17 protein-coding genes and 1 pseudogene are annotated in these 21,596 nt (G+C 52.1%); 16 read left to right on the top strand and 2 right to left on the bottom strand.

Features of this window, described 5'->3' with window-relative positions; genetic code table 11:
• The first annotated feature begins 2 nt into the window (after positions 1–2).
• The 16 genes and pseudogenes from FHS90_RS05245 (at position 3) to FHS90_RS05170 (ending at position 19,251) form a co-directional block, all read left to right on the top strand.
• A complete protein-coding gene (locus tag FHS90_RS05245; protein ID WP_182512223.1) occupies positions 3–3,188 on the top strand; it encodes an efflux RND transporter permease subunit in 3,186 nt (1,061 codons plus the stop codon).
• Between the two features lie 366 nt (positions 3,189–3,554).
• Positions 3,555–3,812, top strand: coding sequence for an acyl carrier protein (locus tag FHS90_RS05240; RefSeq protein WP_066833579.1), 258 nt, complete (start codon positions 3,555–3,557; stop codon positions 3,810–3,812).
• Positions 3,813–4,326: 514 nt separating this feature from the next.
• Positions 4,327–4,749 (top strand): MarR family winged helix-turn-helix transcriptional regulator, encoded by a 423-nt coding sequence (locus tag FHS90_RS05235; RefSeq protein WP_066833581.1) that lies wholly within the window; start codon positions 4,327–4,329, stop codon positions 4,747–4,749.
• Positions 4,750–4,944: 195 nt separating this feature from the next.
• Positions 4,945–6,186, top strand: a complete 1,242-nt coding sequence (gene spt / locus FHS90_RS05230; RefSeq protein WP_182512221.1) for a serine palmitoyltransferase — start codon at positions 4,945–4,947, stop codon at positions 6,184–6,186.
• Complete coding sequence (locus FHS90_RS05225) at positions 6,164–7,282, top strand: hypothetical protein (RefSeq protein ID WP_066833592.1); 1,119 nt, start codon at positions 6,164–6,166, stop codon at positions 7,280–7,282. The genes spt and FHS90_RS05225 overlap by 23 nt, the downstream gene beginning before the upstream one ends.
• Entirely contained in the window at positions 7,279–8,265 is a 987-nt protein-coding gene (locus tag FHS90_RS05220) for an NAD-dependent epimerase/dehydratase family protein (RefSeq protein ID WP_066833594.1), read from the top strand. The genes FHS90_RS05225 and FHS90_RS05220 overlap by 4 nt, the downstream gene beginning before the upstream one ends.
• Positions 8,266–8,292: 27 nt before the next feature.
• Positions 8,293–9,618 carry an inositol-3-phosphate synthase gene (locus FHS90_RS05215; protein ID WP_182512220.1) on the top strand — a complete coding sequence of 442 codons (1,326 nt, stop codon included), beginning with the start codon at positions 8,293–8,295 and terminating at the stop codon, positions 9,616–9,618.
• A gap of 26 nt (positions 9,619–9,644) precedes the next feature.
• A complete protein-coding gene (locus tag FHS90_RS05210; protein ID WP_182512219.1) occupies positions 9,645–10,103 on the top strand; it encodes a phosphatidylglycerophosphatase A family protein in 459 nt (152 codons plus the stop codon).
• Positions 10,104–10,475 (top strand): GtrA family protein, encoded by a 372-nt coding sequence (locus FHS90_RS05205; RefSeq protein ID WP_182512218.1) that lies wholly within the window; start codon positions 10,104–10,106, stop codon positions 10,473–10,475.
• Between the two features lie 55 nt (positions 10,476–10,530).
• Entirely contained in the window at positions 10,531–13,074 is a 2,544-nt protein-coding gene (locus FHS90_RS05200; protein WP_220482992.1) for a DUF5686 and carboxypeptidase-like regulatory domain-containing protein, read from the top strand.
• A 12-nt stretch (positions 13,075–13,086) separates the two neighbouring features.
• Positions 13,087–13,821, top strand: a complete 735-nt coding sequence (locus tag FHS90_RS22385; RefSeq protein ID WP_182512216.1) for a CDP-alcohol phosphatidyltransferase family protein — start codon at positions 13,087–13,089, stop codon at positions 13,819–13,821.
• Positions 13,822–13,833: 12 nt separating this feature from the next.
• Positions 13,834–14,397, top strand: a complete 564-nt coding sequence (locus FHS90_RS22380) for a DUF4833 domain-containing protein (protein WP_182512215.1) — start codon at positions 13,834–13,836, stop codon at positions 14,395–14,397.
• A 12-nt stretch (positions 14,398–14,409) separates the two neighbouring features.
• A complete protein-coding gene (locus FHS90_RS05185) occupies positions 14,410–15,030 on the top strand; it encodes a sterol desaturase family protein (protein ID WP_182512214.1) in 621 nt (206 codons plus the stop codon).
• A 1-nt stretch (position 15,031) separates the two neighbouring features.
• Complete coding sequence (locus FHS90_RS05180; protein ID WP_182512213.1) at positions 15,032–15,982, top strand: phosphatase PAP2 family protein; 951 nt, start codon at positions 15,032–15,034, stop codon at positions 15,980–15,982.
• A 222-nt stretch (positions 15,983–16,204) separates the two neighbouring features.
• Positions 16,205–18,507 (top strand): annotated as a pseudogene (locus tag FHS90_RS05175) (GH92 family glycosyl hydrolase).
• 78 nt (positions 18,508–18,585) lie between these two features.
• Entirely contained in the window at positions 18,586–19,251 is a 666-nt protein-coding gene (locus FHS90_RS05170) for a basic secretory protein-like protein (RefSeq protein WP_182512212.1), read from the top strand.
• A 196-nt stretch (positions 19,252–19,447) separates the two neighbouring features.
• Here the strand turns inward: FHS90_RS05170 and mgrA are convergent, their stop codons facing one another.
• Together mgrA and FHS90_RS05160 are read right to left on the bottom strand one after the other, a co-directional pair.
• Positions 19,448–20,437: an L-glyceraldehyde 3-phosphate reductase gene (gene mgrA / locus FHS90_RS05165; RefSeq protein ID WP_182512211.1), complete on the bottom strand. Its 990-nt coding sequence runs from the start codon at positions 20,435–20,437 to the stop codon at positions 19,448–19,450.
• Between the two features lie 87 nt (positions 20,438–20,524).
• Positions 20,525–21,379 carry a dienelactone hydrolase family protein gene (locus FHS90_RS05160; RefSeq protein ID WP_182512210.1) on the bottom strand — a complete coding sequence of 285 codons (855 nt, stop codon included), beginning with the start codon at positions 21,377–21,379 and terminating at the stop codon, positions 20,525–20,527.
• Positions 21,380–21,596 lie beyond the last annotated feature (217 nt).

Below are 21,596 nucleotides of genomic sequence, written 5' to 3'. Positions count from 1 at the left end.
AAATGAACATAACCAAATTATCCATACAGCGGTCAACCTTGGTGGTGGTGGTCTTTACGGTCCTTACCCTGCTGGGCGTTGTCTCCTACCAATCGCTCAACTACGAGTTGCTGCCTAAGTTCAGCCCTCCGGTGTTGACCATTACCACTCTGTACCCCGGGGCTTCGCCGAACGAGGTGGAGAACTCGGTGACCAAAGAGATTGAAGATGCGCTTTCTGCCCTGGAGAACGTGAAAGAGATGAAAGGAACCTCTTTGGAGAGTTTCTCTATTGTCACCATTCAGCTAAACCAAGGCACCAACGTAGATTTGAGCTTGCAGGACGCCCAGCGGAAAATCAACACCATTCTGGCCCGCTTGCCCGAAGATGCAGATCCGCCCACGCTGAACAAGTTTGACTTTGACGACTTGCCTATCATCAAAATGGGGGCCACGGCCAACATGCCTCCCACGGAGTTCTTCGACCTGATTGACAACAAGATTAAACCAGAGCTTTCCCGCGTGCCGGGTATGGCCCAGATTAAAATCCTGGGTGGTGCTGAGCGTGAAATCAAAGTAAACATTCAGGCCGAGAAACTGGAAGCCTACGGCATCTCTATCTTGCAGGTGCAGCAGCGCATCAAGAACTCTAACCTGGACTTCCCTACTGGTAGAATCAAGAACGAAAACGGACAGACCCAGCTTCGTCTGGCGGGTAAATACCAGGACCTGGACCAACTGCGTAACCTGGTGATTAAATCTGACCAGAACGGAACTGTGCGGTTATCAGACTTAGCCGAAGTACAGGATACCCAGAAAGACGTGGACGTGTTGAGCCGTATAAACTCCAAAGCCTCGGTGGGGATTACCATTCAGAAACAGTCTGATGCGAACGCGGTGGAAGTGAGTGCGCAGACCAAGGCGGCTTTGGCCAATCTGGAGAAAATCTATGCCAAAGAAGGCCTAAAATTCAACATTGCCTCAGACAGCTCTGACTTTACCCTGGAGGCCGCTGACTCGGTGATACATGACCTGGTGATTGCCGTTATTTTGGTGGCCGTGGTAATGTTACTGTTCCTGCACTCGCTGCGTAACGCGGTGATTGTGATGGTGTCTATCCCGGCCTCGTTGGTGGCTACGTTTATTGCCATGTTCCTGCTGGGCTACTCGTTGAACTTGATGTCTTTGCTGGCGCTCTCGCTGGTGGTAGGTATTCTGGTAGATGATGCCATTGTGGTGATTGAAAACATTTACCGCCACATGGAAATGGGGAAAACCCCGGCCCAGGCAGCCTATGACGGTATCAAAGAAATCATGGCCACCGTTACCTCCATTACCCTGGTAATTGTGGTGGTATTCGTGCCAATTGCCTTGTCTACCGGTTTGGTGTCTGACATTCTGCGGCAATTTGCGGTGGTGGTGGCCATTGCCACTATGATTTCGCTCTTCGTGGCGTTCACGTTGATTCCGTTGCTGGCCAGCCGCTTCTCTAAACTGGAGCACGTATCTGACAAAAACCTATTCGGGCGGTTCATTCTGTGGTTTGAGCGCTTGCTGGACAAAATCATTGACGGTTTCACCGGCGCGTTGAAGTGGGCGTTTAACCATAAGTTCATTACGCTGGCGGCTACATTCCTGCTCCTGATTGCCTCGTTCATGCTGGTGCCGTTTGGGTTTATCGGGAACGAGTTTATCCCGGCCGGTGACCGCGGGGAGGTGAGTTTGCAGCTGGAGTTGCCTAAAAATTCTACCGTAGAGCAAACCAACTTCGCCACCAAACAGGTGGAAGAATATTTAAGCGGCATTCCGGAAGTAACGCGGGTGTTTACCACGGTAGGTACCACGGCATCTTCGCAGCAAGGCCAAACTTCGGCGTACCAATCTGAGCTTTCCGTAGCCTTGGTTGATGTGAAAGAACGTTCTTTCAGTACCCAGGAATTCAGCCGCCGGGCCAAAGCCGATATTGAAAGCAAACTACCCAACGTAGAAGTGACACCGGTACCGGTAGGTTTGGTGGGGAACGCCCAGGCGCCAATCCAGATTGTCCTTTCAGGCTCTAACATTGACACCCTCATTGCCTTCTCCAAGCGCGTGACGCAGGTAGTGGAAGGGGTACAAGGAACCGTGGACGTGGAAGTGTCTGTGGAAGGCGGTAACCCCGAGATTGAAGTGGTAGTGGACCGTGACAAGATGGCCAGCGTAGGCATGACCCTGGAAAGCGTGGGTGCCGGTATGCAAATGGCTTTCTCCGGAAACACAGATGCTACCTTCCGCTCAGGTACGGAGGACTATGACATCAACATCAGGTTAGATGAGTTTGACCGCCGCAACGTGACCGACATCGCCAACCTTTCCTTCATCAATAACCAAGGAAAAGTGGTACGTCTGGGTCAGTTCGCTGACATCAAACAATCTACGGGTCCTTCACAGCTGGAGCGTACCAACCGGGTGACCTCATTGAACGTGAACTCGCAGGTTATCGGTCGTCCGTCCGGTTCGGTGGGTGCTGATATTCAAGCCAAGATGGCCGAAATCAAAGTACCGAACGGGGTGACCATTGACTACGCCGGTGACTTAAAAAACCAGAGTGAAGGTTTCGGTACGCTGGGAATTGCCTTGCTGGCCTCCATCATCTTCGTGTACCTGATCATGGTGGCGTTGTATGACTCGTATGTGTATCCGCTGGTAGTACTGTTCTCTATTCCATTGGCGATTATTGGGGCCTTGCTGGCTCTGGCCTTGGCCGCTCAGAGTTTGAGTATTTTCTCTATCCTGGGTATTATCATGATGATTGGTCTGGTAGCCAAGAACGCCATTATGGTGGTGGACTTTACGAACCAGATGAAGAAGGAAGGTCATGACGTGAAGAGCGCGTTGCTGGAAGCAGTGAGAATCCGTTTCCGTCCCATCCTGATGACGACCCTGGCGATGGTGATTGGTATGTTACCAATCGCGTTGGCCGGTGGCTCCGTAGCCGCGACGAAGAACGGTCTGGCCTGGGCCTTGATTGGCGGTCTGAGCTCTTCCATGTTCCTGACCCTGATTGTGGTGCCTATCATCTACTACGGTTTTGACCGAATCCTCGCCAAGTTTGGCTGGGACAAGCAAACCGAGATTGTCCTGATTGACAAAACCGCCGAAGAGCTGGAGCGTGAAACCGCCGAGTTGGAGGCGAAGAAAGAAAGCCATGGCCATACGGCCATCGCCTAATAGATAAACAAGCCACCTAAAAGTGAATGATGTAGAAAGACGGGCGCTATTGGTGCCCGTTTTTCTGCACTTACCTTTTTGAAACTGCCCCTTGCATTGTGACAGAGAACCCAAGTCCCTACTTTTGCCATCCTTTTAGGAGATGACCTCACGGTCACCTGTGGGTTTGTCAGCGAATGAGCGGGTAGTTGGTACCCCAGAAGTGTTTGTCACCCATGAGGTCACTTTAGACATGCCACAGCTATTGCCTGCTTAAAACAGATTTAACTAAAAGATTTATTCATTGCGTGATAGTCATATAAAAACTCAATCACGGTGATTTATTTAAACACATACACCCTTTAGAAGAACTTATACCCTTTTCACATGATATCCGCCGTTGCAGTCCCTTCTGTTGCCCAGAAGGTGGTCAGAATAATCAGCAAAATAAAAGAGATCAAGCCATCTCGGCTTCGGGTTTCTTCACACCTCAAGAAAGAACTAGGGTTTGACACCCTTGATTTGGTTAGCGTAATTTGGGAACTGGAGAAAAGCTTCAAAATTGTAATACCTGATGAAGTACCTTTTACCACTGTGGGTGACTTTGTAGAGTATGTCTCTAAACAAGCAAACAGGAAAAATTGAGCTTCTAATTAGACCAGGGAAAGAGAATGGTAGAGGGGCAGTTTAAAGTTGTTCAGCTCCTATTCTCTCTAAGCCGTTCTTGAACAAGCGTCTTCCTGAGTATTTCTGTTTTCGGGCTATTTTCTGAAAAACAGCCCGAAAACAGAAATACACAATAACCAAAGGAACAAGCAGACGCAAATGCCGTGGTGAGTGGTCAATTTTAGACAGGGTCACATTTTTATACATCTTCCCTAGGCTCATTACCAGCCCATTTTAAGCAAGGAACTTTGGGCTATTTTTCGGGATGCCCTTCAACCTGAAGCTACCCTTCCCCCTTCCCTTACTGCCGAGGCGCCAAAATCTGTAAAGCTCTAGCCCTTTTATAAATTTATCTTTCAAATTTTGATCTCCGCTTTTTCCTTACCAGCAACCTGAGTTTTATTTTCTCTGATTACTATCTTTTTAGATACCATGATTTAGTTGAACATGTCAACTACTTTCTACTACTTTGCACAGGAAATAAGACAAGGAAATGAAGGAGGCATCGCATATAGGATTACTGATTGCCAGAACCGGACTGGTCTTGGGTAAGGCGGTGGAAAAAGAATTTGAGGCGGTAGGCTTGGACTTAACCTACCAGCACTTCATGTTCCTGAATCTATTATCAAAAGGGAATAAGCTCATTCAGCAAGACTTGGCAGATATTGTCAAGATAGATAAATCAGCCGTTTTAAGGGTAATAGCAGCCCTCGAAGAGAAAAAGTTAGTAGAGCGGTTTGGACACACCTGTGACAGAAGGAAAAAAACCTTACACCTCACCACACTGGGAAAAACATTGTTAAAAAAAGCCTTGTTAATAGAACATAAAGTAAACTCTACACTACAGGAGGGTCTCACCAAGGAAGAGGTGAATGTCTTTATAAAAGTGGCCCTTCACTTCAGGAATAAAATTTAATTTTCTATCCATTTAGTTGACCACATCAACCATCTAAAGACGCCTAGTTGATTAACTGATTTTCCGGAAAAAGTTTAGTTGACATAATCAACTAAATAAATCAATACCCTCCCCCCCGTGTCTCTGAAGAGGCATGAATGTCTGCAAGAATGTCTGCACGCGCAGCAAGTAAGGTATTTAAAAATGTCAGGTTATATGACACAAAAATTAAGCGAGAGACTGGCCAACCGGGAAAAGGGCGCCCCAGAAAAAGCCGGGGAGAAAGCCAGTGAGTTAGGGGCCTACCCATATTTCAGATCCATAGAATCGGCTCAGGATACAGAAGTCATCATTGAAGGGAAAAAGGTGCTGATGTTTGGCTCTAATGCCTATCTGGGGCTGACCAACCACCCTAAAATCAAGGAGGCCGCCAAAAAAGCCATTGATGATTACGGCACAGGCTGCGCAGGCTCCCGCTTCCTGAACGGCACCCTGGACCTGCACCTGGAACTTGAAAGAAGACTGGCCGCCTTTGTAGGCAAAGACGCCGCCCTGGTTTTCAGCACCGGATTCCAGGTGAACCTGGGGGTAGTTTCCAGCTTGACGGGCCGCAATGACTACATCCTGCTGGATGAGTTCAACCACGCCTCTATCATAGACGGCAGCCGCCTCTCCTTCTCCAAGGTGTTGAAATATAGGCATAATGACATGGAAGACCTGGAGCGGAAAATCAGCAAGCTGCCCAGTGACGCCATCAAGCTGATTGTGGTAGACGGCATTTTCAGCATGGAAGGCGATATTGTGAAGTTACCTGAGATTGTGGCCATTGCCCAGCGGTACGGCGGCAGCATCATGGTAGATGACGCCCACAGCCTGGGGGTCATTGGCGAAAAGGGTGCCGGCACTGCTTCGCACTTCGGCCTCACTGATCAGGTAGACCTGATCATGGGTACGTTCAGTAAGTCCCTGGCTTCACTGGGGGGCTTTATTGCCGCTGACCATGAAACCATCCAGTTCCTGAAACACCACGCCCGCTCCCTTATTTTCAGTGCCAGCATGTCGCCGTCTTCGGTGGCGAGTACTTTGGCCGCCCTGGACATTATTGAGACGGAACCAGAGTGGATGGACCGCTTGTGGGCGAACACCCGCTACATGACCAAACTGCTGCAGGAAGAAGGATTTGAAGTAGGCCCTACCGAGTCGCCTATCATCCCTATCTATGTGAGAGACAACTTCAAGACGTTCCTGCTCACCCGCGCCCTGCAAGACAAAGGGATCTTTGTGAACCCGGTGGTTGCCCCGGCAGTACCGGCAGACTCCACGCTTATTCGTCTTTCTGTGATGGCTACCCATACCTTTCCGCAGATTGAAGAGGCAGTAAGTAAACTCTCTGAGGCATTTAGAGAACTTCAGATCAACCTTAAGCAAGAAGTGTATGTGGCAAGTAGTGCCCGTTAACTCCAAGCAACTGCTCAAAGCCTTTATAGACTTTCCGCATACGCTTTTCAAAGGGGATCCTAATTATGTCCCTGAGCTGTTCATTGCCCAACGCGATCTCTTGACCCCGGGCAAGCACCCCTTCCATGATCATTCCTCTGTTCAGCCCTATCTGGTGTATGAAGGCGACAACGTGGCAGGACGCATAGCTGCGGTTTTGAATAGAAACCATAACCAAACCAACGGCCAGAAAGATGGGTTCTTTGGTTTTTTTGACTGCATCAATAATCAGGAAGTAGCCAATCTGTTATTTACGCAAGCTGCCAATTGGTTAAAAGAACAGGGTGCTGAAACCATGATTGGCCCGGTGAACCCCTCTACCAATGAAACGTGTGGCCTGCTGGTAGAAGGCTTTGACAGCCCGCCGGTGGTCATGATGACCTACAACAAGCCTTATTACCTGGATTTGCTGGAGAAAGCCGGTCTTACTAAACAGGTAGATCTGATTGCGTACCAGTTCACCCAGCACTACAACGAACGTCCTTTCAAGATGACAAAGGTGCTGGAGGAAAGACTGGAGCGCAAAGGGATCAAGATCAGACCGGTCAACCTGAAGAACTTCAAAGAGGAAGTCTTCAGGATCAGAGAAGTGTACAACAAAGCCTGGGACCAGAACATGGGCTTTGTTCCCATGACTCCTAAGGAATTTGACTACATGGCCAAGGACCTGAAGATGATCCTGGATCCTGATTTCTGCATGGTAGCCGAGCATGCGGGCCATATTATTGGCTTCTCCTTGTCAGTGCCAGATATCAACCAGATCCTGATCAAGATCAAGAACGGCCGTCTTCTACCTACCGGTATCTTTAAGTTGCTTTTCCAAAAGAAGAAGATAAACGGCTTACGCATCATTGCCCTGGGTGTGCTGGAAGGCTACCGGAAACTGGGTATTGAGGCCTGCTTCTACGGCCATGCCATGGAGCAGTTCAAGAAGAAGAAAATGAAAGTGGCAGAAGCTTCCTGGATTCTGGAGAACAACACCCTCATGAACCAGGGTCTCCTGAACATGGATGCCAAACCCTATAAAAAATACCGCATTTACGAAAAGGCGATATGAACGGAAGAGTACTGATAACGGGAGCCAGTGGCTTTGTGGGCTATCATCTGGTGGAAGCAGCAGTAAACGCAGGTCTGGAAGTCTTTGCGGCGGTGCGTCCAACCAGTGAGGTAGACCATCTGAAGCTCTTCCCTATTCAGTACACGCAGCTTGACTTTACCAGTGTAAGTGCCTTGCAGAAGGAACTGGAGGAAAAGCAGTACACTTACCTTATTCATGCCGCCGGTACTACCAAAGCCAAAGATGCGCAGGAATACAATAGAGTAAACGCTGACTACACCAGGAATTTAGGGATAGCCGCCGCGCAGGCTTCCATCCCTCTGAAGAAGTTTGTCTTCATCAGCAGCCTGGCCGCTTTGGGGCCTATTTCTTATCAGGAAGACAGCCCCATTACAGAAGAAACCAGTGCCCGCCCCGTCACCAACTACGGCAGAAGCAAGCTACAGGCAGAGAAGCAGCTTGCTGAGATAGAGAACCTCCCGCTGCTGGTGTTGCGCCCAACCGCCGTGTACGGGCCAAGGGAGAAAGACATCTTCCTTCTGTTCTCCACCATCAGCAAAGGGCTGGACCCTTACATAGGCAAACTGAACCAGCGGTTGAGCTTTGTGTATGTGAAAGACCTGGCCAAAGCAGTATTGCAGGCCCTGGCGTCAGACAAGACTGGAACCTGCTATAATGTATCTGATGGCAGAAGCTATGACCGGTATGATCTGGCAGACCTGACCAAACAGGCTCTTCAGAAAAGGGCTCTTCGGTTTCATCTTCCTTTGGGCCTGGTTAAAGCCCTGGCGACCGTGTCTGAATTGGTGGCCGGAACCAAAACCCCGGCTTTGAACCGGGAGAAAATAAGCGAGCTCATTGCAGAGAACTGGAACTGCAGCATAGCACGCATTCAACAGGATTTACATTATACACCGGAGTATGACCTTGAAAAAGGACTTAGCCATACGCTGCAGTGGTATAAAGCAAATAAGTGGTTATAAACAATTGATTTAACTAATCTAAACACAATGGAATACCAATTAAAAGAAGCCAGCGGCAAGCTGGGGATCCTGCTGCCGGGCCTGGGCGCGGTGGCTACCACCCTTATTGCGGGTGTGGAGTCGATCAAGAAAGGGTTTTCACAGCCGGTGGGCTCGCTCACGCAGATGGGCCGGATCCGGCTGGGCAAGCGCACCGAGAACCGCCACCCGCTGATCAAGGATTTTGTGCCGCTGGCTGATTTGAACAACATCGTCTTCGGCGGCTGGGACGTGTACGAGGACAACGTGTTCGAGGCGGCCGTCAAGGCCAGGGTGCTGGAGCCCGTGCTGCTGCACGCCATCAAACCCGAGCTGGAGGCGCTCAAGCCCATGAAGGCGGTCTTCGACAAGGCCTACGCCCGCAACCTGGACGGCGAGCACGTGAAGCAGGGCGCCGACAAGATGGAGCTGGCCGAGATGCTGATGGAGGACATCCGCTCCTTCAAGCAGGAGAACGGCTGCGACCGCCTGGTGATGGTGTGGTGCGGCTCCACCGAGATCTACATCGAGGAGTCGGAGGTGCACCGGAGCGTCGCCGCCTTCGAGCAGGGCCTGCTGGACAACGACCCGGCCATCGCCCCGAGCATGATCTACGCCTACGCGGCCATCAAGACGGGCGTGCCCTTCGCCAACGGCGCGCCGAACCTGACCGTGGACATCCCCGCCCTGGTGGAATTAGCGAAGGAGCACGGCGTGGCCGTCTCGGGCAAGGACTTCAAGACCGGGCAGACGCTGATGAAGACCATCCTGGCCCCCGGGCTGCACGCCAGGGCGCTGGGCGTGAGGGGCTGGTTCTCCTCCAACATCCTGGGCAACCGCGACGGCTACGTGCTGGACCACCCCGAGAACTTCAAGACCAAGGAGGTCTCAAAGCTGAGCGTGCTGGACGAGATCTTCCGCCCCGGGTCCAACCCCGAGCTCTACGGGGACATGTACCACAAGGTCAGGATCAACTACTACCCGCCCCACGGCGACAACAAGGAGAGCTGGGACAACATCGACATCTTCGGCTGGCTGGGCTACCAGATGCAGATCAAGATCAACTTCCTGTGCCGCGACTCCATCCTGGCAGCGCCGCTGGTGCTGGACCTGGCCCTGTTCACCGACCTTGCCCAGCGCGCGGGCATGTCGGGCATCCAGGAGTGGCTGAGCTTCTACTACAAGTCCCCGCAGACGGCCGAGGGCCTGGCCCCGGAGCACGACATCTTCAAGCAGCTCATGAAGCTGCAGAACACCCTGCGCCACATGATGGGCGAGGACCTGATCACCCACCTGGGCCTGGACTACTACCAGGAGCTGGTGGACACCCTGTAGGGGACTGAGGGTTTAGAAAGTTGTATATGGTTCAGCTGCACAAACTCATCTCCACCGGCCTGGGCATCGGGTACGTGGGCAGGGGCGGGGGCACGGTGGCCGCGGCGGCCACCTGCCTTTGCTGGTATTTCTTGCCGGGCGGCGGGGGTGGGCTTGTGCTCTGGCAAGTAGGCGTCACGGCGCTGATAACAGCACTGGGCGTCTGGTCGGCCAATGAGGTGGAACCTTGCTGGGGCAAAGACGACAAAAAGGTGGTGGTAGACGAGGCGGCGGGCATGTGCACCAGCCTGCTGTTCATCCCGGTGACGGTCCCTTACCTGCTGGCCGGGCTGGTGCTGTTCCGCTTCTTTGACATTGTGAAGCCCCTCGGCATCAGGAGAACCGAGAGGCTGCCCGGCGGATGGGGGGTGATGATGGATGACGCGCTCTCCGGAATCTACGCCAACGTGGTTCTGCAACTTCTTGTCTACCTGGATCTATTTTAGATGCTCACCTTCCTAAGGTCCCAGGCCGTCTCCCTGATTGCATCAGGAGTAGACTTTCTGGTGACCATTTTTGCAGTCGAACTTTTAGGCATTTGGTATGTAGCCGCCACTGTTTTAGGCACCATCTCTGGTGGAATCACACATTTCTCTATAGGCAGAACCTGGGTTTTCCATGCTGCCCATGGAGCAATACCCACGCAAGCCACCAAATACTTCCTGGTCTGGAGCGGTAGCTTTCTACTCAATGCTTCAGGAGTGTTCATGTTCACCCACTATCTGGGTCTCAACTATATCTTCTCTAAAGTCACCATTTCTCTATTGGTCGGCTTTTTCTACAATTTTATTCTACAAAAGAGATATGTATTCAACTAAGAATGTATATGTCAGAACTTTACATATACTAATTTGCTGCGTAGCCTTTCTAGCTATGGGAGCAAATTTCAATTTTGCCCAGGGGCAAGGGGTGGTAACCTCTGTCAGGGGCACCGTCAAAGACGCTGCTACCAATGAACCCTTGATTGGCGTGACTATTTTCTTTCCGGGCACCAGCCTGGGCGCTAGTACTGATTTGGAAGGAAACTTTGCCTTCAGAACCACCCAGACCATCACCAGGGTACAGTTTACCTACGTGGGGTACAAAACCCAAACCATTGACCTCACACCAGGAGAGTCAAGGGTCTTGAACGTGAAACTGGAAAGTGAGTCACAGAAACTGAAGGAGGTGGTCATCAAAGGCCGCAGCCGCAATTACAGTAATAAAAACAACCCCGCCGTAGACCTGATCAGGCTGGTGGTTGACAACAGAAACAAAAACCGGCTGGAGAGCTACAACTATGTGCAGTACCAGCAATATGACAAGTTGCTCCTGGCGCTCAGCAACTCCCCAGACAAACTGCGCAGCAACTTCTTTTTCAAAAAATATGATTTTGTTCTCAAGAACATAGATACCACTAAACTGCAAGGCACGGCCATTCTGCCCCTCTACCTGCAGGAATCAATTTCTGAGCACTATTTCAAAAAGGAGCCTGAAAAAAAGAAAACCATTGTACAAGGGGAGAAGAAAGTTGATTTTGGGGAGTTTGTGGTGATTGATTCCTACGTGAAGCACATGTACCAGGACATTGACATCTACAAAAACAACATCACCCTGCTCACAAACCAGTTCCTGAGCCCCATAGCTGATCTGGCCCCTACCTTCTACCGCTTCTACATCACAGACACAGTAATAGTAGATGGTCAAAAACTGACTGAACTTTCTTTTCAGCCTAAAAATGAGGCCGACTTCCTCTTTACCGGAAAACTGTTCGTGACCATGGACGGCAACTACGCCGTGCAGAAAGTAGACATGGAAGTAGGCCCAAAGGTGAACATTAACTGGGTGCGCGACCTGCACATTACCCTAAATTTTGATCGGTTGCCCAACGGGCGCTACAACCTGAGCAAAAGTGTACTGCGCTCTGAGTTTGCCCCCACCGCCAACAGCAAAGGGGGCGTGTACGGCGAACGTACTGTTTCTTATAAAGACTTCCGGATCAACCAACCCCAGCCTAACAGTTTTTATGAAGGCGAAGCCCTGGCCAAAGCCCCTACCGCCAATCAGCAGGAAGAGGATTTCTGGGCAACAAACCGCCATGACAGCCTTTCTGTCACAGAAGCCAATACCTATCTGAGCATTGACAGCCTGAGAAGCACCAAATCTTTTAAACGGACACTGGACATTGCCACTATGCTGGTTGCTGGTTACAAGCAGGCAGGCCCCTACTTTGAAATAGGACCAGTTAATACTTTTTATAGTTTCAACCCCGTAGAAGGTTTCAGACTTAGGGCGGGTGGCAGAACCACCACCACGTTCAGCAAACGGCTGATGCTGGAAACTTACGCCGCCTATGGGTTTAAAGATGAAAAATGGAAGTACTTTCTGGGAGGCACCTATTCCCTGACAGATAGATCCATCTTTGAGTTTCCGGTGCGTGCCTTGCGGGCGAATTATCAAAAAGACACCAAAATTCCGGGGCAGGAACTACAGTTTGTACAGGAAGACAACTTCCTGCTCTCTTTCAAGCGGGGCACCAATGACAAATGGCTCTACAATGAAACCTACACCATTGATTACCTGCATGAGTTCAGAAACCGTTTTTCCTTCAGGGTTGGGTTCAAAAACTGGGAACAGAGTCCCGCCGGGAGTCTGCAATACCTAAAAGTGAACAACACGCCGCCAACAGCTGATCTGCCAGGTACAGGAGGCGCAGACCAGATAAAAAGCCTCACCACCTCAGAGTTTCAACTGGAGTTGCGTTGGGCACCGCATGAGGAGTATGTTCAAGGCAAACTGTACCGGTACCCAATTGTCAATAGATATCCGGTTTTCACGCTACGGGCAGCGGCTGGGGTAAAGGGTGTCTTCAACGGAGACTATGATTACCAAAGCCTCACCCTCAACGTGACCAAACGGTTCTTTCTGTCTCAGCTAGGCTATTCTGACGTAATAGCAGAAGGTGGTTACATTGTTGGGCAGGTACCGTTCCCCTTACTGGCCATTCACCGGGCCAACCAGACGTATTCTTACCAGATTCAGTCTTACAACCTCATGAACTTTCTGGAGTTTGTAAGTGACCAATACGCCAGCCTCAACATAGACCACTGCTTCAATGGCTTTATTTTCAACAAGCTGCCTTTGATCAGGCATACCAAGCTGCGGGAGTTTGCCACCCTTAAGGTGCTGTACGGCAAAGTGAGGGAGGAAAATGATCCTGGCAACAATAATAACAAAGACCTGCTGGCATTTCCGGTCAACGCCAATGGCTTGCCTACCACCTACTCCCTGGAGAAAAAGCCTTACGTAGAAGCCAGTGTGGGCGTAGGCAATCTGTTTAAATTCTTCCGGGTAGACGTGGTGAAACGCCTGTCTTACCTGAACCACCCAGAAGTGTCAGAACTTGGGATCAGAGGCCGGTTTAAATTTGATTTCTAAGTGTTAAACAGCATGGAGAGCACACTACGCAAAAACACCCTCAGAGACACCTTACAGCAAGGGATCTATAAGATTATCAACCCGTTGGTAAAGTTCATCATCTCACTGGGTTTTACGCCCAACACCGTCACCATCACTGGTTTTCTGCTGAATATGGGCGTAGCGGTGGTTTTTATTCTGGGCGGCGAACAGGGCAACCGTGGTGATCTGAGCTATGTGGGTTGGGCGGGTTTCCTGATCCTGTTTGCCGGCCTGTTTGACATGCTGGACGGCCAGGTAGCCCGCCTCGGGAAAATGAGTTCCCCCTACGGAGCCTTGTTTGACTCTGTAGTAGACCGGTATTCTGAACTGATCATGTTCCTGGGCATTTGCTATTATCTGGTGGCCCACCACTATTTCCTGAGTTCGCTCCTGGCGTTCATTGCCTTGATTGGCTCCATGATGGTGAGCTACACCCGCGCCCGCGCAGAGGGCCTGGGCGTAGCGTGCAAAGGCGGACTGATGCAGCGGCCTGAACGCGTTGTTCTCATTGGCCTCTCTTCTATGCTGTGCGGCCTGCTGGCCTCCTGGATTGGCGGAGAGTACAAAGTCCTCCTGCCGGGCACGCGCCTTCTGGTGTTCGAGACCATGTCCGTGTTCACCTTTCCGCTGGCGGTTTTGGCGGTATTGACCAACCTCACAGCCCTAAACAGGCTGCTGGAAGCCAAAAAGGCCCTGGAAGAGAAAGAGCGTTTGTTGAGAAAGTAGATGTTTTACAACATGAACAGAGCGATCTTCTCCCTTTGCGCCTTCTTCTTTTGGGTGGGTACAGGCACGTTACCGGCCTTTGCCCAGGAAACCCTGAAAACCAGCCAGGGCCAGGAACTGCTCACGCCCAAAGGAATTCCCAACCTGCTGTTCTTCGTGCAACGGGACCCCAACACCAACACCATAGTGTATGAACTGAACCTGAACAGCAAGGGGGTTTTGAACGAAGAAGAACCCATCAAAATCTACTGGCTCCGGTACGCAGATGGCGGCGGAAAGCAGGAACTCAATTTTATCCAGCGGAAATTTGCCTACGGGTTGCACGTAAAGAAACTAAGCGCAGAGAAATTTGAGCTTAAATTTGTGAGCTACTCCAAACGCACGTTGTATCTTCAGAAAGGACCAGACGGGAAGTGGCATGTCTACGCCGCCATTCAGCAGAAACCATCTGTTTTAGACCGGGTGTTTGTCCGGATAGAGGGCGGAACGCTCTGGGTGCCCAACGTGGTGTATGCAGAGTTCAAGGGCCGGGAATCTGCCACAGGTAAAGAAATTGTAGAACGGTTCAAACCATAATGTTTCCCCTTTATGAAAAAGAACTATGTCTCTAATTCCACAGAGTCTGTCAGAATGTTCAAGGCAGACTGGATGGAAGCGCTCTCTAAGGTGCATTTTACCGTGCCACTGTACATTTACGTGCCAATCATTGCCGTTCTGTGCTGGCAGGCCCTGTACCGGCAGCACCTTTCCCTGCTCTCCTTTGCCGGATACTACGGGCTGGGGCTGGTGGTCTGGACGCTGACCGAATACCTGCTGCACCGGTTCGTGTTCCATTTTGTGCCAAAGGCACCCTGGGCCCTACGGCTGCACTTTATTTTCCATGGCGTACACCATGATTATCCCAATGACGCCAAAAGGTTGGTCATGCCGCCTTCGGCCAGTGTTCCCATGGCCACTGCGCTGTACTTTTTTTTCAGGCTGTTCCTCACGGGCGGGCCGCTCCACGCTTTTTTTGCCGCTTTCCTGACCGGGTATCTGGTGTATGACCTCTCGCATTATGCCCTGCACCATTTCAACTTCAAAAACGGGTTCTGGAAGAAGCTGAAGAAGCACCACATGCTGCACCATTACGCTGACCCCAGTAAGGGGTACGGCGTCAGTTCCTCGCTCTGGGACAAGATATTTGGATCTGATTTCATCAAAAAATAACATGCGTACTACTTCCACAGTAGCTAAAAAAGCAGAAAAGAGCGCTTCTCCTAAAGCAGCCCTCTGGATAGCCGCCCTCTCGCTGGGGTATCTGCTGCTCTCTTATATATTGATTGGCTTCAAGGCAGACCAGCTGTTACTGGTGGTCCTGTTCACTTCTTTGTACTACCTCTCCCCCATCACCCGCAAGTTTGCGCTGGGCTTCACTATTTTCATGGTGTTCTGGGTACTGTATGACTATATGAAAGCCTTCCCCAACTACTGGTTCAATGAGGTACACATCAAAGACCTGTATGAGGCCGAGAAGGCAATCTTTGGGGTGGTGGTGGACGGGGTGCGGTTAACCCCGAACGAATATTGGCAGCTACACCACTATACGCTGCTGGATGTGCTCTCCGGTATCTTTTACCTCTCCTGGGTGCCGGTACCCATGGGGTTTGCCGCCTTTCTGTTCTTCCGGAACAGAACCCAGTTCACCTATTTTTCGCTGACGTTTCTGCTGGTGAACCTGTTGGGCTTTGTGGCCTATTATCTGTATCCGGCGGCCCCACCGTGGTATGTACAGCTGCATGGGTTTGAGTTCATTCCCAAAACACCCGGTAACATGGCCGGCCTCGCCCGGTTTGACGCCTTCTTCCAGATAGACCTGTTCCGGGGCATGTACGCCAAAGGGTCCAATGTCTTTGCGGCCATGCCCTCGCTCCATTCCGCCTATCCGCTGATTGTGTTGTACTACGGCATCAAAAACCGTTTAAAAGTGGCCAGGGTGGTGTTTGCAGTCATTGCCGCGGGAATCTGGTTTGCGGCGGTCTACACTTCCCACCATTACATTCTGGATGTGCTCTTTGGGATTCTCTTCGCGGCCACCAGCATTGCGCTGTTCAATTGCCTGATGGCCAGGAGAGGCCCCACCTACCGGGCAGTGCAGCGGTTTATCAAAGCCATTGAGTAAGTCGCAACCGCGCTGCTGGTTCCCCTCCTACCTGCAGAAGCCGGGCCTTTGGTACAAGAACCAAAGGCCCGGCTTCTGTTTTCGGCCTGTTTTTGGGAAAACAGGCCGAAAACAGAAGAGCGGTTCTCCTGAGTTTCCAGAGGCCGGTTAAGAATAGAACGTGTCCCTTCCTGAATATTCTGCTATTTTAGGGCTACTTTTTCAAAAACAGCCCCAAAACGCATGACCAGTAGCCTGAGACTTTGTTGTCTGTTCTTCGCCCTTTGCCTTACCTTCCTTTCGGCCGAAGGCCAGAAAAAGAAAACCACCTTTGAACCCGCTGAACTGGCCAACCCACTCATGGGTACCGACTCCAAGCCGGAGCTTTCTAACGGGAACACCTACCCTGCCGTGGCCGTGCCGTGGGGCATGAACCTCTGGACACCCCAAACCGGCACCATGGGCCACGGGTGGGCCTACACCTATGCGGCCGACAAGATCAGAGGCTTTAAGCAGACGCACCAGCCCAGCCCCTGGATGAACGACTACGGGCAGTTTGTGATCATGCCCGTGACCGGTAAAATGAAATTTGACCAGGACGGCCGCGCCAGCTGGTTCTCGCACAAGTCTGAGGTGGCCAAGCCGTACTACTACAGCGTGTACCTCGCAGACCATGATGTCACTGCTGAATTCACCCCTACCGAACGGGCTGCCCAGTTCCGGTTTACCTACCCCAGGAAAGACAGCTCTTTTATAGTCATTGACGCACTGGACCGGGGCTCTTACATCAAAGTGCTGCCCAGGGAGAAGAAAATCATAGGCTACACCACCCGCGCTGCCCGCTCCAACCCCAAGGAATTCAAAAACTACTTTGTCATCTACGTGGACAAGCCTATCAGTTTTGCCCGTACCTTCAGGGGGAAGAACCTCACTGGCAAAGACTCGCTGGAATTGACCTCCAACCACTCTGGGGCGGTTATTGGCTTCAGGACGAATGACGGGGAAAAAGTGAACCTGAAGGTGGCCTCCTCCTTCATCAGTTTTGAGCAGGCTGAGCTGAACCTGCAGCGGGAACTGGCGCAGGATAGTTTTGACGCCACCAATGAGAAGGCCCGCAGCCTCTGGAACCAGACCATGGGCCGCATACAGGTGGAGGGCGGTACAGACGAGCAGCGCCGCACCTTCTACTCCTGCCTTTACCGCACCCTCTTCTTTCCGCATAAAATGTACGAGCTAGATGCCAACAACAAAGCGATCCATTACAGCCCCCATACCGGCAAAGTGCATGACGGCTACCGCTTCGCCGGAACTGGGTTCTGGGACACGTTCCGGGCACTTTACCCGTTCCTGAACCTGATGTACCCCAGCATCAACAAAGAAATGCAGGCGGGTCTGGTGAACGATTTCCTGGAGGGCGGCTGGCTGCCCGAGTGGTCCAGCCCCGGCTACGCCGATATCATGGTGGGGAACAACTCAGCCTCTGTGGTGGCAGATGCCTACATCAAAGGCCTGCGCGGCTATGACATTGAGAAGCTCTATGAGGCGCTGGTGCACGGGGCCAACAATGAAGGCCCTATTACCGCCATCGGCCGGAAGGGCGTAGACTATTACAATAAGCTGGGCTACGTGCCCTATGACGTGAAGATCAATGAGAATGCCGCCCGTACACTGGAGTACGCCTATGACGACTTCACCATTTACCAATTGGCCAAAGCCCTGAACAAGCCGCAAGCCGAAATTGACCTGTACGCCAGGCGCAGCCAGAACTACCGCAATTTATTTGACCCCGCCACCGGCCTCATGCGCGGCAAGAACCAGAACAGTACGTTCCAGGCGCCGTTCAACCCCTTCAAATGGGGCGATGCCTTCACTGAGGGCAACAGCTGGCACTACAGCTGGAGCGTGTTCCATGACGTGCAGGGGCTGGTGAACCTTATGGGCGGTAAAGACAACTTCGTCAAGAAACTGGACTCCGTGTTCTCCCTTCCGCCGGTGTTTGATGACAGCTATTATGGCGGCGTGATCCATGAGATACGTGAGATGCAGATTGCCAACATGGGCCAGTACGCGCACGGCAACCAGCCCATCCAGCACATGATCTACCTCTACAACTACGCCGGTGCCCCCTGGAAGACCCAATACTGGGTGCGCGAAACCATGAACCGCATGTACAAACCCACCCCAGACGGCTACTGCGGCGATGAGGACAATGGCCAGACCTCGGCGTGGTACGTGTTCAGCGCCATGGGCTTCTACCCGGTTTGCCCCGGCACCACCCAGTACGTGCTGGGCACTCCACTCTTTCAAAAAATGACGCTCACGCTGGAGAACGGCAAGAAAGTAGAGATTGAAGCGCCAGAAGCCAGTGACCAGAACCTGTACGTGCAGGAGCTGAAGTCAACGGCAAAAAACATGAGCAGAACTGGGTAGACCACTTTGAGCTGTTGAAGGGCGGAAAAATGAAGTACAAACTCTCCAGCCAACCCAACACGCAGCGGGGCACGCAGGAGAGCGCTTATCCTTATTCGTTCTCTCCCAAGCAGTAATCATTCACTTCCTTTATTCCTGTTTTCGGGCTGTTTTTCAGAAAACAGCCCGAAAACAGGAATTCAACTTAGAACAAGATGAAATCGCTTTTCCTTTCCCTCGCCCTGTCCGTTGCCACTATTTCTGCCAGTCAGGCCCAGACCGAGACGCACACCAGAGGCAAGTACACCCTCACGTTTGTGAACCAGGACCCGCAGTTGAACCCTACGGTGAAGCAGAAGCTGATAGATGCCTTCTTCCAGACCTATCCTGCAGAGGCCAAGCGGTTCAACAAAAACGCGGTAAAAGCGGTGACCGTGACCATTGACACCGCTTACACGGGAGTGGCCTACGCCCATGACGGCAAGATCACCATCAGCTCCCAATGGCTCCACAAACGCCCCACAGACATTGACGTGATCACCCATGAAGGCATGCATCTGGTGCAAGCGTACCCCCCAGACAGCGGCCCCGGCTGGCTCACCGAAGGCATTGCCGACTATGTACGCCACACCTTTGGCGTAGACAACGCCGGCGCCAACTGGTCGCTTCCTGCCCTCACAGATAAACACCACTATGACAACAGCTACCGCATCACCGCCCGTTTTCTGGTGTGGGCTGAGAAAAACACCAACAAGAAACTGGTCAATGAACTAGACGCCCGCATGCGGAACAAAACGTATACCCCAGAGGCATGGAAAGAGCTGACGGGTAAAACGCTGGAGGAATTATGGCAGGCGTACAAAGCCAATCCGGCTATTTAAGTATGCTAGTATTCCATGGCGCAAGCGTCCGCTTGTGCCCGCACACATGCCAATATGCAAATTCGGCACAAGCGGACGCTTGCGCCAGAAATCAGCATTAGGTGAAATAAAACAGCTCGGCCTCCCCTTTTGTCTGGAGAAGGCCGAGCTGTTTTTGGCCTGTTTTTCAAAAAGTAACCCAGAAACGGGAGACCTTTTATTTAAGAATGGTCTCTATACGGGCTAATTCCTCAGTGCTGAACCGGGTGTTCTGCATGCACTTGAGCGAGTCTGCCAACTGAGCGGGCGTGCTGGCGCCAATCAGCACCGATGTTACCCGCGGGTCTTTCAGCAGCCACGCCAGCGCCATCTGCGCCAGTGACTGTCCGCGTTGTTCGGCCATTTCGTTTAACAGCTGAATCTGCTCCAGTCTATCCTCGGTTATGTCTTCGCGCTTCAAAAAGCCGTGTGCTTTGGCAGCACGGGAGTTTTCAGGCACGCCGCCTAAATACTTGTTCGTGAGCAAGCCCTGGGCAAGCGGCGAAAACGGAATACAGCCTACGCCCTCCTGCTCCAGCAGGTCCAGCAGACTTTCCTCTACCCACCGCACAAATAGGGAGTACTTGGGCTGATGAATGAGGCACGGCGTTCCCAGTTCCTTCAGGATTTCAATGGCACGGGTGGCTTCTGGCGTTTCATAATTGGAAATGCCCACGTACAGCGCCTTCCCCTGCCGCACAATAGAGTCCAGGGCGCCCATGGTTTCCTCCAGCGGCGTATTGGGGTCTGGGCGGTGGCTGTAGAAAATGTCTACATAGTCCAGCTGCATGCGCTGGAGGCTCTGATCCAAGCTGGAGACCAGGTATTTACGGGAGCCCCAATCGCCGTACGGCCCCTCCCACATTTTATATCCGGCCTTGGTGGAGATGATCAGTTCATCGCGGTAGCCCCTGAAATCCTCGCGCAGAATCTTCCCAAAATTTTCTTCGGCGGAGCCGGGCGGCGGGCCGTAGTTGTTGGCCAGGTCAAAATGGGTGACACCGGCATCAAAGGCATCACGCAGGATTTGGCGCGAATTCTCCAGCACATCTACATGCCCGAAATTGTGCCACAGGCCTAACGAGAGAGCGGGCAGTTTTAAGCCGCTCCGGCCGCAGCGGCGGTACTCCATGGTTTCATAACGGGCCGGGGAGGGAATGTATGTCATGTTTTTCTTTCGTTTGGGAAAGTCTAAGGTAAACGATCTGGATGTTGGGTGCAACGGCAAGCGTCAATTCAGCAGAAGATCAGCGCTTTACTTTAACTTCCGGCTGAACAGCTCCAATGTTCGCTCCCAGGCCAGTTGAGCAGCGGCCTCGTGGTAACGGGCCGGGGAGGTGTTGTTGTTAAACGCGTGGTTGGCGCCTTCATACACAAACAGCTGGTATTTGGTGCCCGCCTCTTTCAACGCCGTTTCAAACGCCGGGATTCCGGCATTCACCCGCTCATCCAGTCCGCCGTAATGCAGCAGTAATTCGGCTTTGATCATGGGTACATCAGCTGCCTCTGGTGGGCGGCCATAGTAGGCGACAGCGGCCTCTAAGCCGGGATCATGTACTGCCAATTGTCCCGCCAGGGCACCACCCCAGCAGAAGCCAACGCAGGCGGTTTTCCCGTTGCCGTACTGATTGGTTTTAAGGTACTCCAGCCCTTTCAGAAAGTTCTGCAGGTTCTGTCGCGTGTCCAACTTAGAGAATAGCTCCCGGGCTTCATCTTCATTGGCCGGCGTTCCGCCGAAAGGGGAAAGGGCATCTGGGGCAACCACCCAATACCCCGCCTGCGACACCCGCATGGCCACGTCTTTGATGTGCGGGTTCAGGCCCCGGTTCTCATGAATGACCAGGACAGCACCCAATTTCTTCTTCCCCTCTGGCCGTACCTGAAAGGCTTTCATGGTCACCCCGTCAGCCCCTGGATAGGTGATATCTTCGGCTTTCAGATCTTTGGCTACCACCGTGGCGGCGTGGGCATAGTTGTTCTCCAACTGCGGGAGCAGCGCCAGGGCCAGGGTGAGGCTTCCCGTCAATTTCACCAGACGGCTGATGAATTCCTTGCGGGAAAGCGGTACGTGGGTGTACTCGTCAAACAGGTTGATGATGCGCTGGTCCATAGAGGGGTGAATGGTTGTTAGTATTCAGAGCTTGTTTGCTAGTAGATGCTGTTAATTTAATAAAATATCACGGCGCGTGTCTTTAGACTTGTGACAAAGAGATGATGCGAGTCTCCAGGCTCACCGGGAACCACGGGCAAAAAGGCAGGAGCCTGGAGACTCCGTGCATCCACTAGCACCAGTCTCAACCCTCTCGCCAGATGATTCTGTTTTTGAC

Origin of the sequence: Rufibacter ruber, from assembly GCF_014138425.1 — a bacterium.
Classification (GTDB): Bacteria; Bacteroidota; Bacteroidia; order Cytophagales; family Hymenobacteraceae; genus Nibribacter; species Nibribacter ruber_C.
Note: the sequence above shows the minus strand (reverse complement) of the source record. Positions and strands in the feature narration are given on the sequence as shown.

What these genes read in the sequence shown, in the direction of transcription:
- spt (WP_182512221.1), top strand. Translation starts at nt 4,945, where the DNA reads ATGACACAAAAATTAAGCGAGAGACTGGCCAACCGGGAAAAGGGCGCC.
- FHS90_RS05220 (WP_066833594.1), top strand. Translation starts at nt 7,279, where the DNA reads ATGAACGGAAGAGTACTGATAACGGGAGCCAGTGGCTTTGTGGGCTAT.
- FHS90_RS05200 (WP_220482992.1), top strand. Translation starts at nt 10,531, where the DNA reads ATGGGAGCAAATTTCAATTTTGCCCAGGGGCAAGGGGTGGTAACCTCT.
- FHS90_RS05180 (WP_182512213.1), top strand. Translation starts at nt 15,032, where the DNA reads ATGCGTACTACTTCCACAGTAGCTAAAAAAGCAGAAAAGAGCGCTTCT.
- FHS90_RS05240 (WP_066833579.1), top strand. Translation starts at nt 3,555, where the DNA reads ATGATATCCGCCGTTGCAGTCCCTTCTGTTGCCCAGAAGGTGGTCAGA.
- FHS90_RS05185 (WP_182512214.1), top strand. Translation starts at nt 14,410, where the DNA reads ATGAAAAAGAACTATGTCTCTAATTCCACAGAGTCTGTCAGAATGTTC.
- FHS90_RS22380 (WP_182512215.1), top strand. Translation starts at nt 13,834, where the DNA reads ATGAACAGAGCGATCTTCTCCCTTTGCGCCTTCTTCTTTTGGGTGGGT.
- mgrA (WP_182512211.1), bottom strand. Translation starts at nt 20,437, where the DNA reads ATGACATACATTCCCTCCCCGGCCCGTTATGAAACCATGGAGTACCGC.
- FHS90_RS05235 (WP_066833581.1), top strand. Translation starts at nt 4,327, where the DNA reads ATGAAGGAGGCATCGCATATAGGATTACTGATTGCCAGAACCGGACTG.
- FHS90_RS05215 (WP_182512220.1), top strand. Translation starts at nt 8,293, where the DNA reads ATGGAATACCAATTAAAAGAAGCCAGCGGCAAGCTGGGGATCCTGCTG.
- FHS90_RS05210 (WP_182512219.1), top strand. Translation starts at nt 9,645, where the DNA reads ATGGTTCAGCTGCACAAACTCATCTCCACCGGCCTGGGCATCGGGTAC.
- FHS90_RS05225 (WP_066833592.1), top strand. Translation starts at nt 6,164, where the DNA reads ATGTGGCAAGTAGTGCCCGTTAACTCCAAGCAACTGCTCAAAGCCTTT.
- FHS90_RS22385 (WP_182512216.1), top strand. Translation starts at nt 13,087, where the DNA reads ATGGAGAGCACACTACGCAAAAACACCCTCAGAGACACCTTACAGCAA.
- FHS90_RS05170 (WP_182512212.1), top strand. Translation starts at nt 18,586, where the DNA reads ATGAAATCGCTTTTCCTTTCCCTCGCCCTGTCCGTTGCCACTATTTCT.
- FHS90_RS05160 (WP_182512210.1), bottom strand. Translation starts at nt 21,379, where the DNA reads ATGGACCAGCGCATCATCAACCTGTTTGACGAGTACACCCACGTACCG.
- FHS90_RS05205 (WP_182512218.1), top strand. Translation starts at nt 10,104, where the DNA reads ATGCTCACCTTCCTAAGGTCCCAGGCCGTCTCCCTGATTGCATCAGGA.
- FHS90_RS05245 (WP_182512223.1), top strand. Translation starts at nt 3, where the DNA reads ATGAACATAACCAAATTATCCATACAGCGGTCAACCTTGGTGGTGGTG.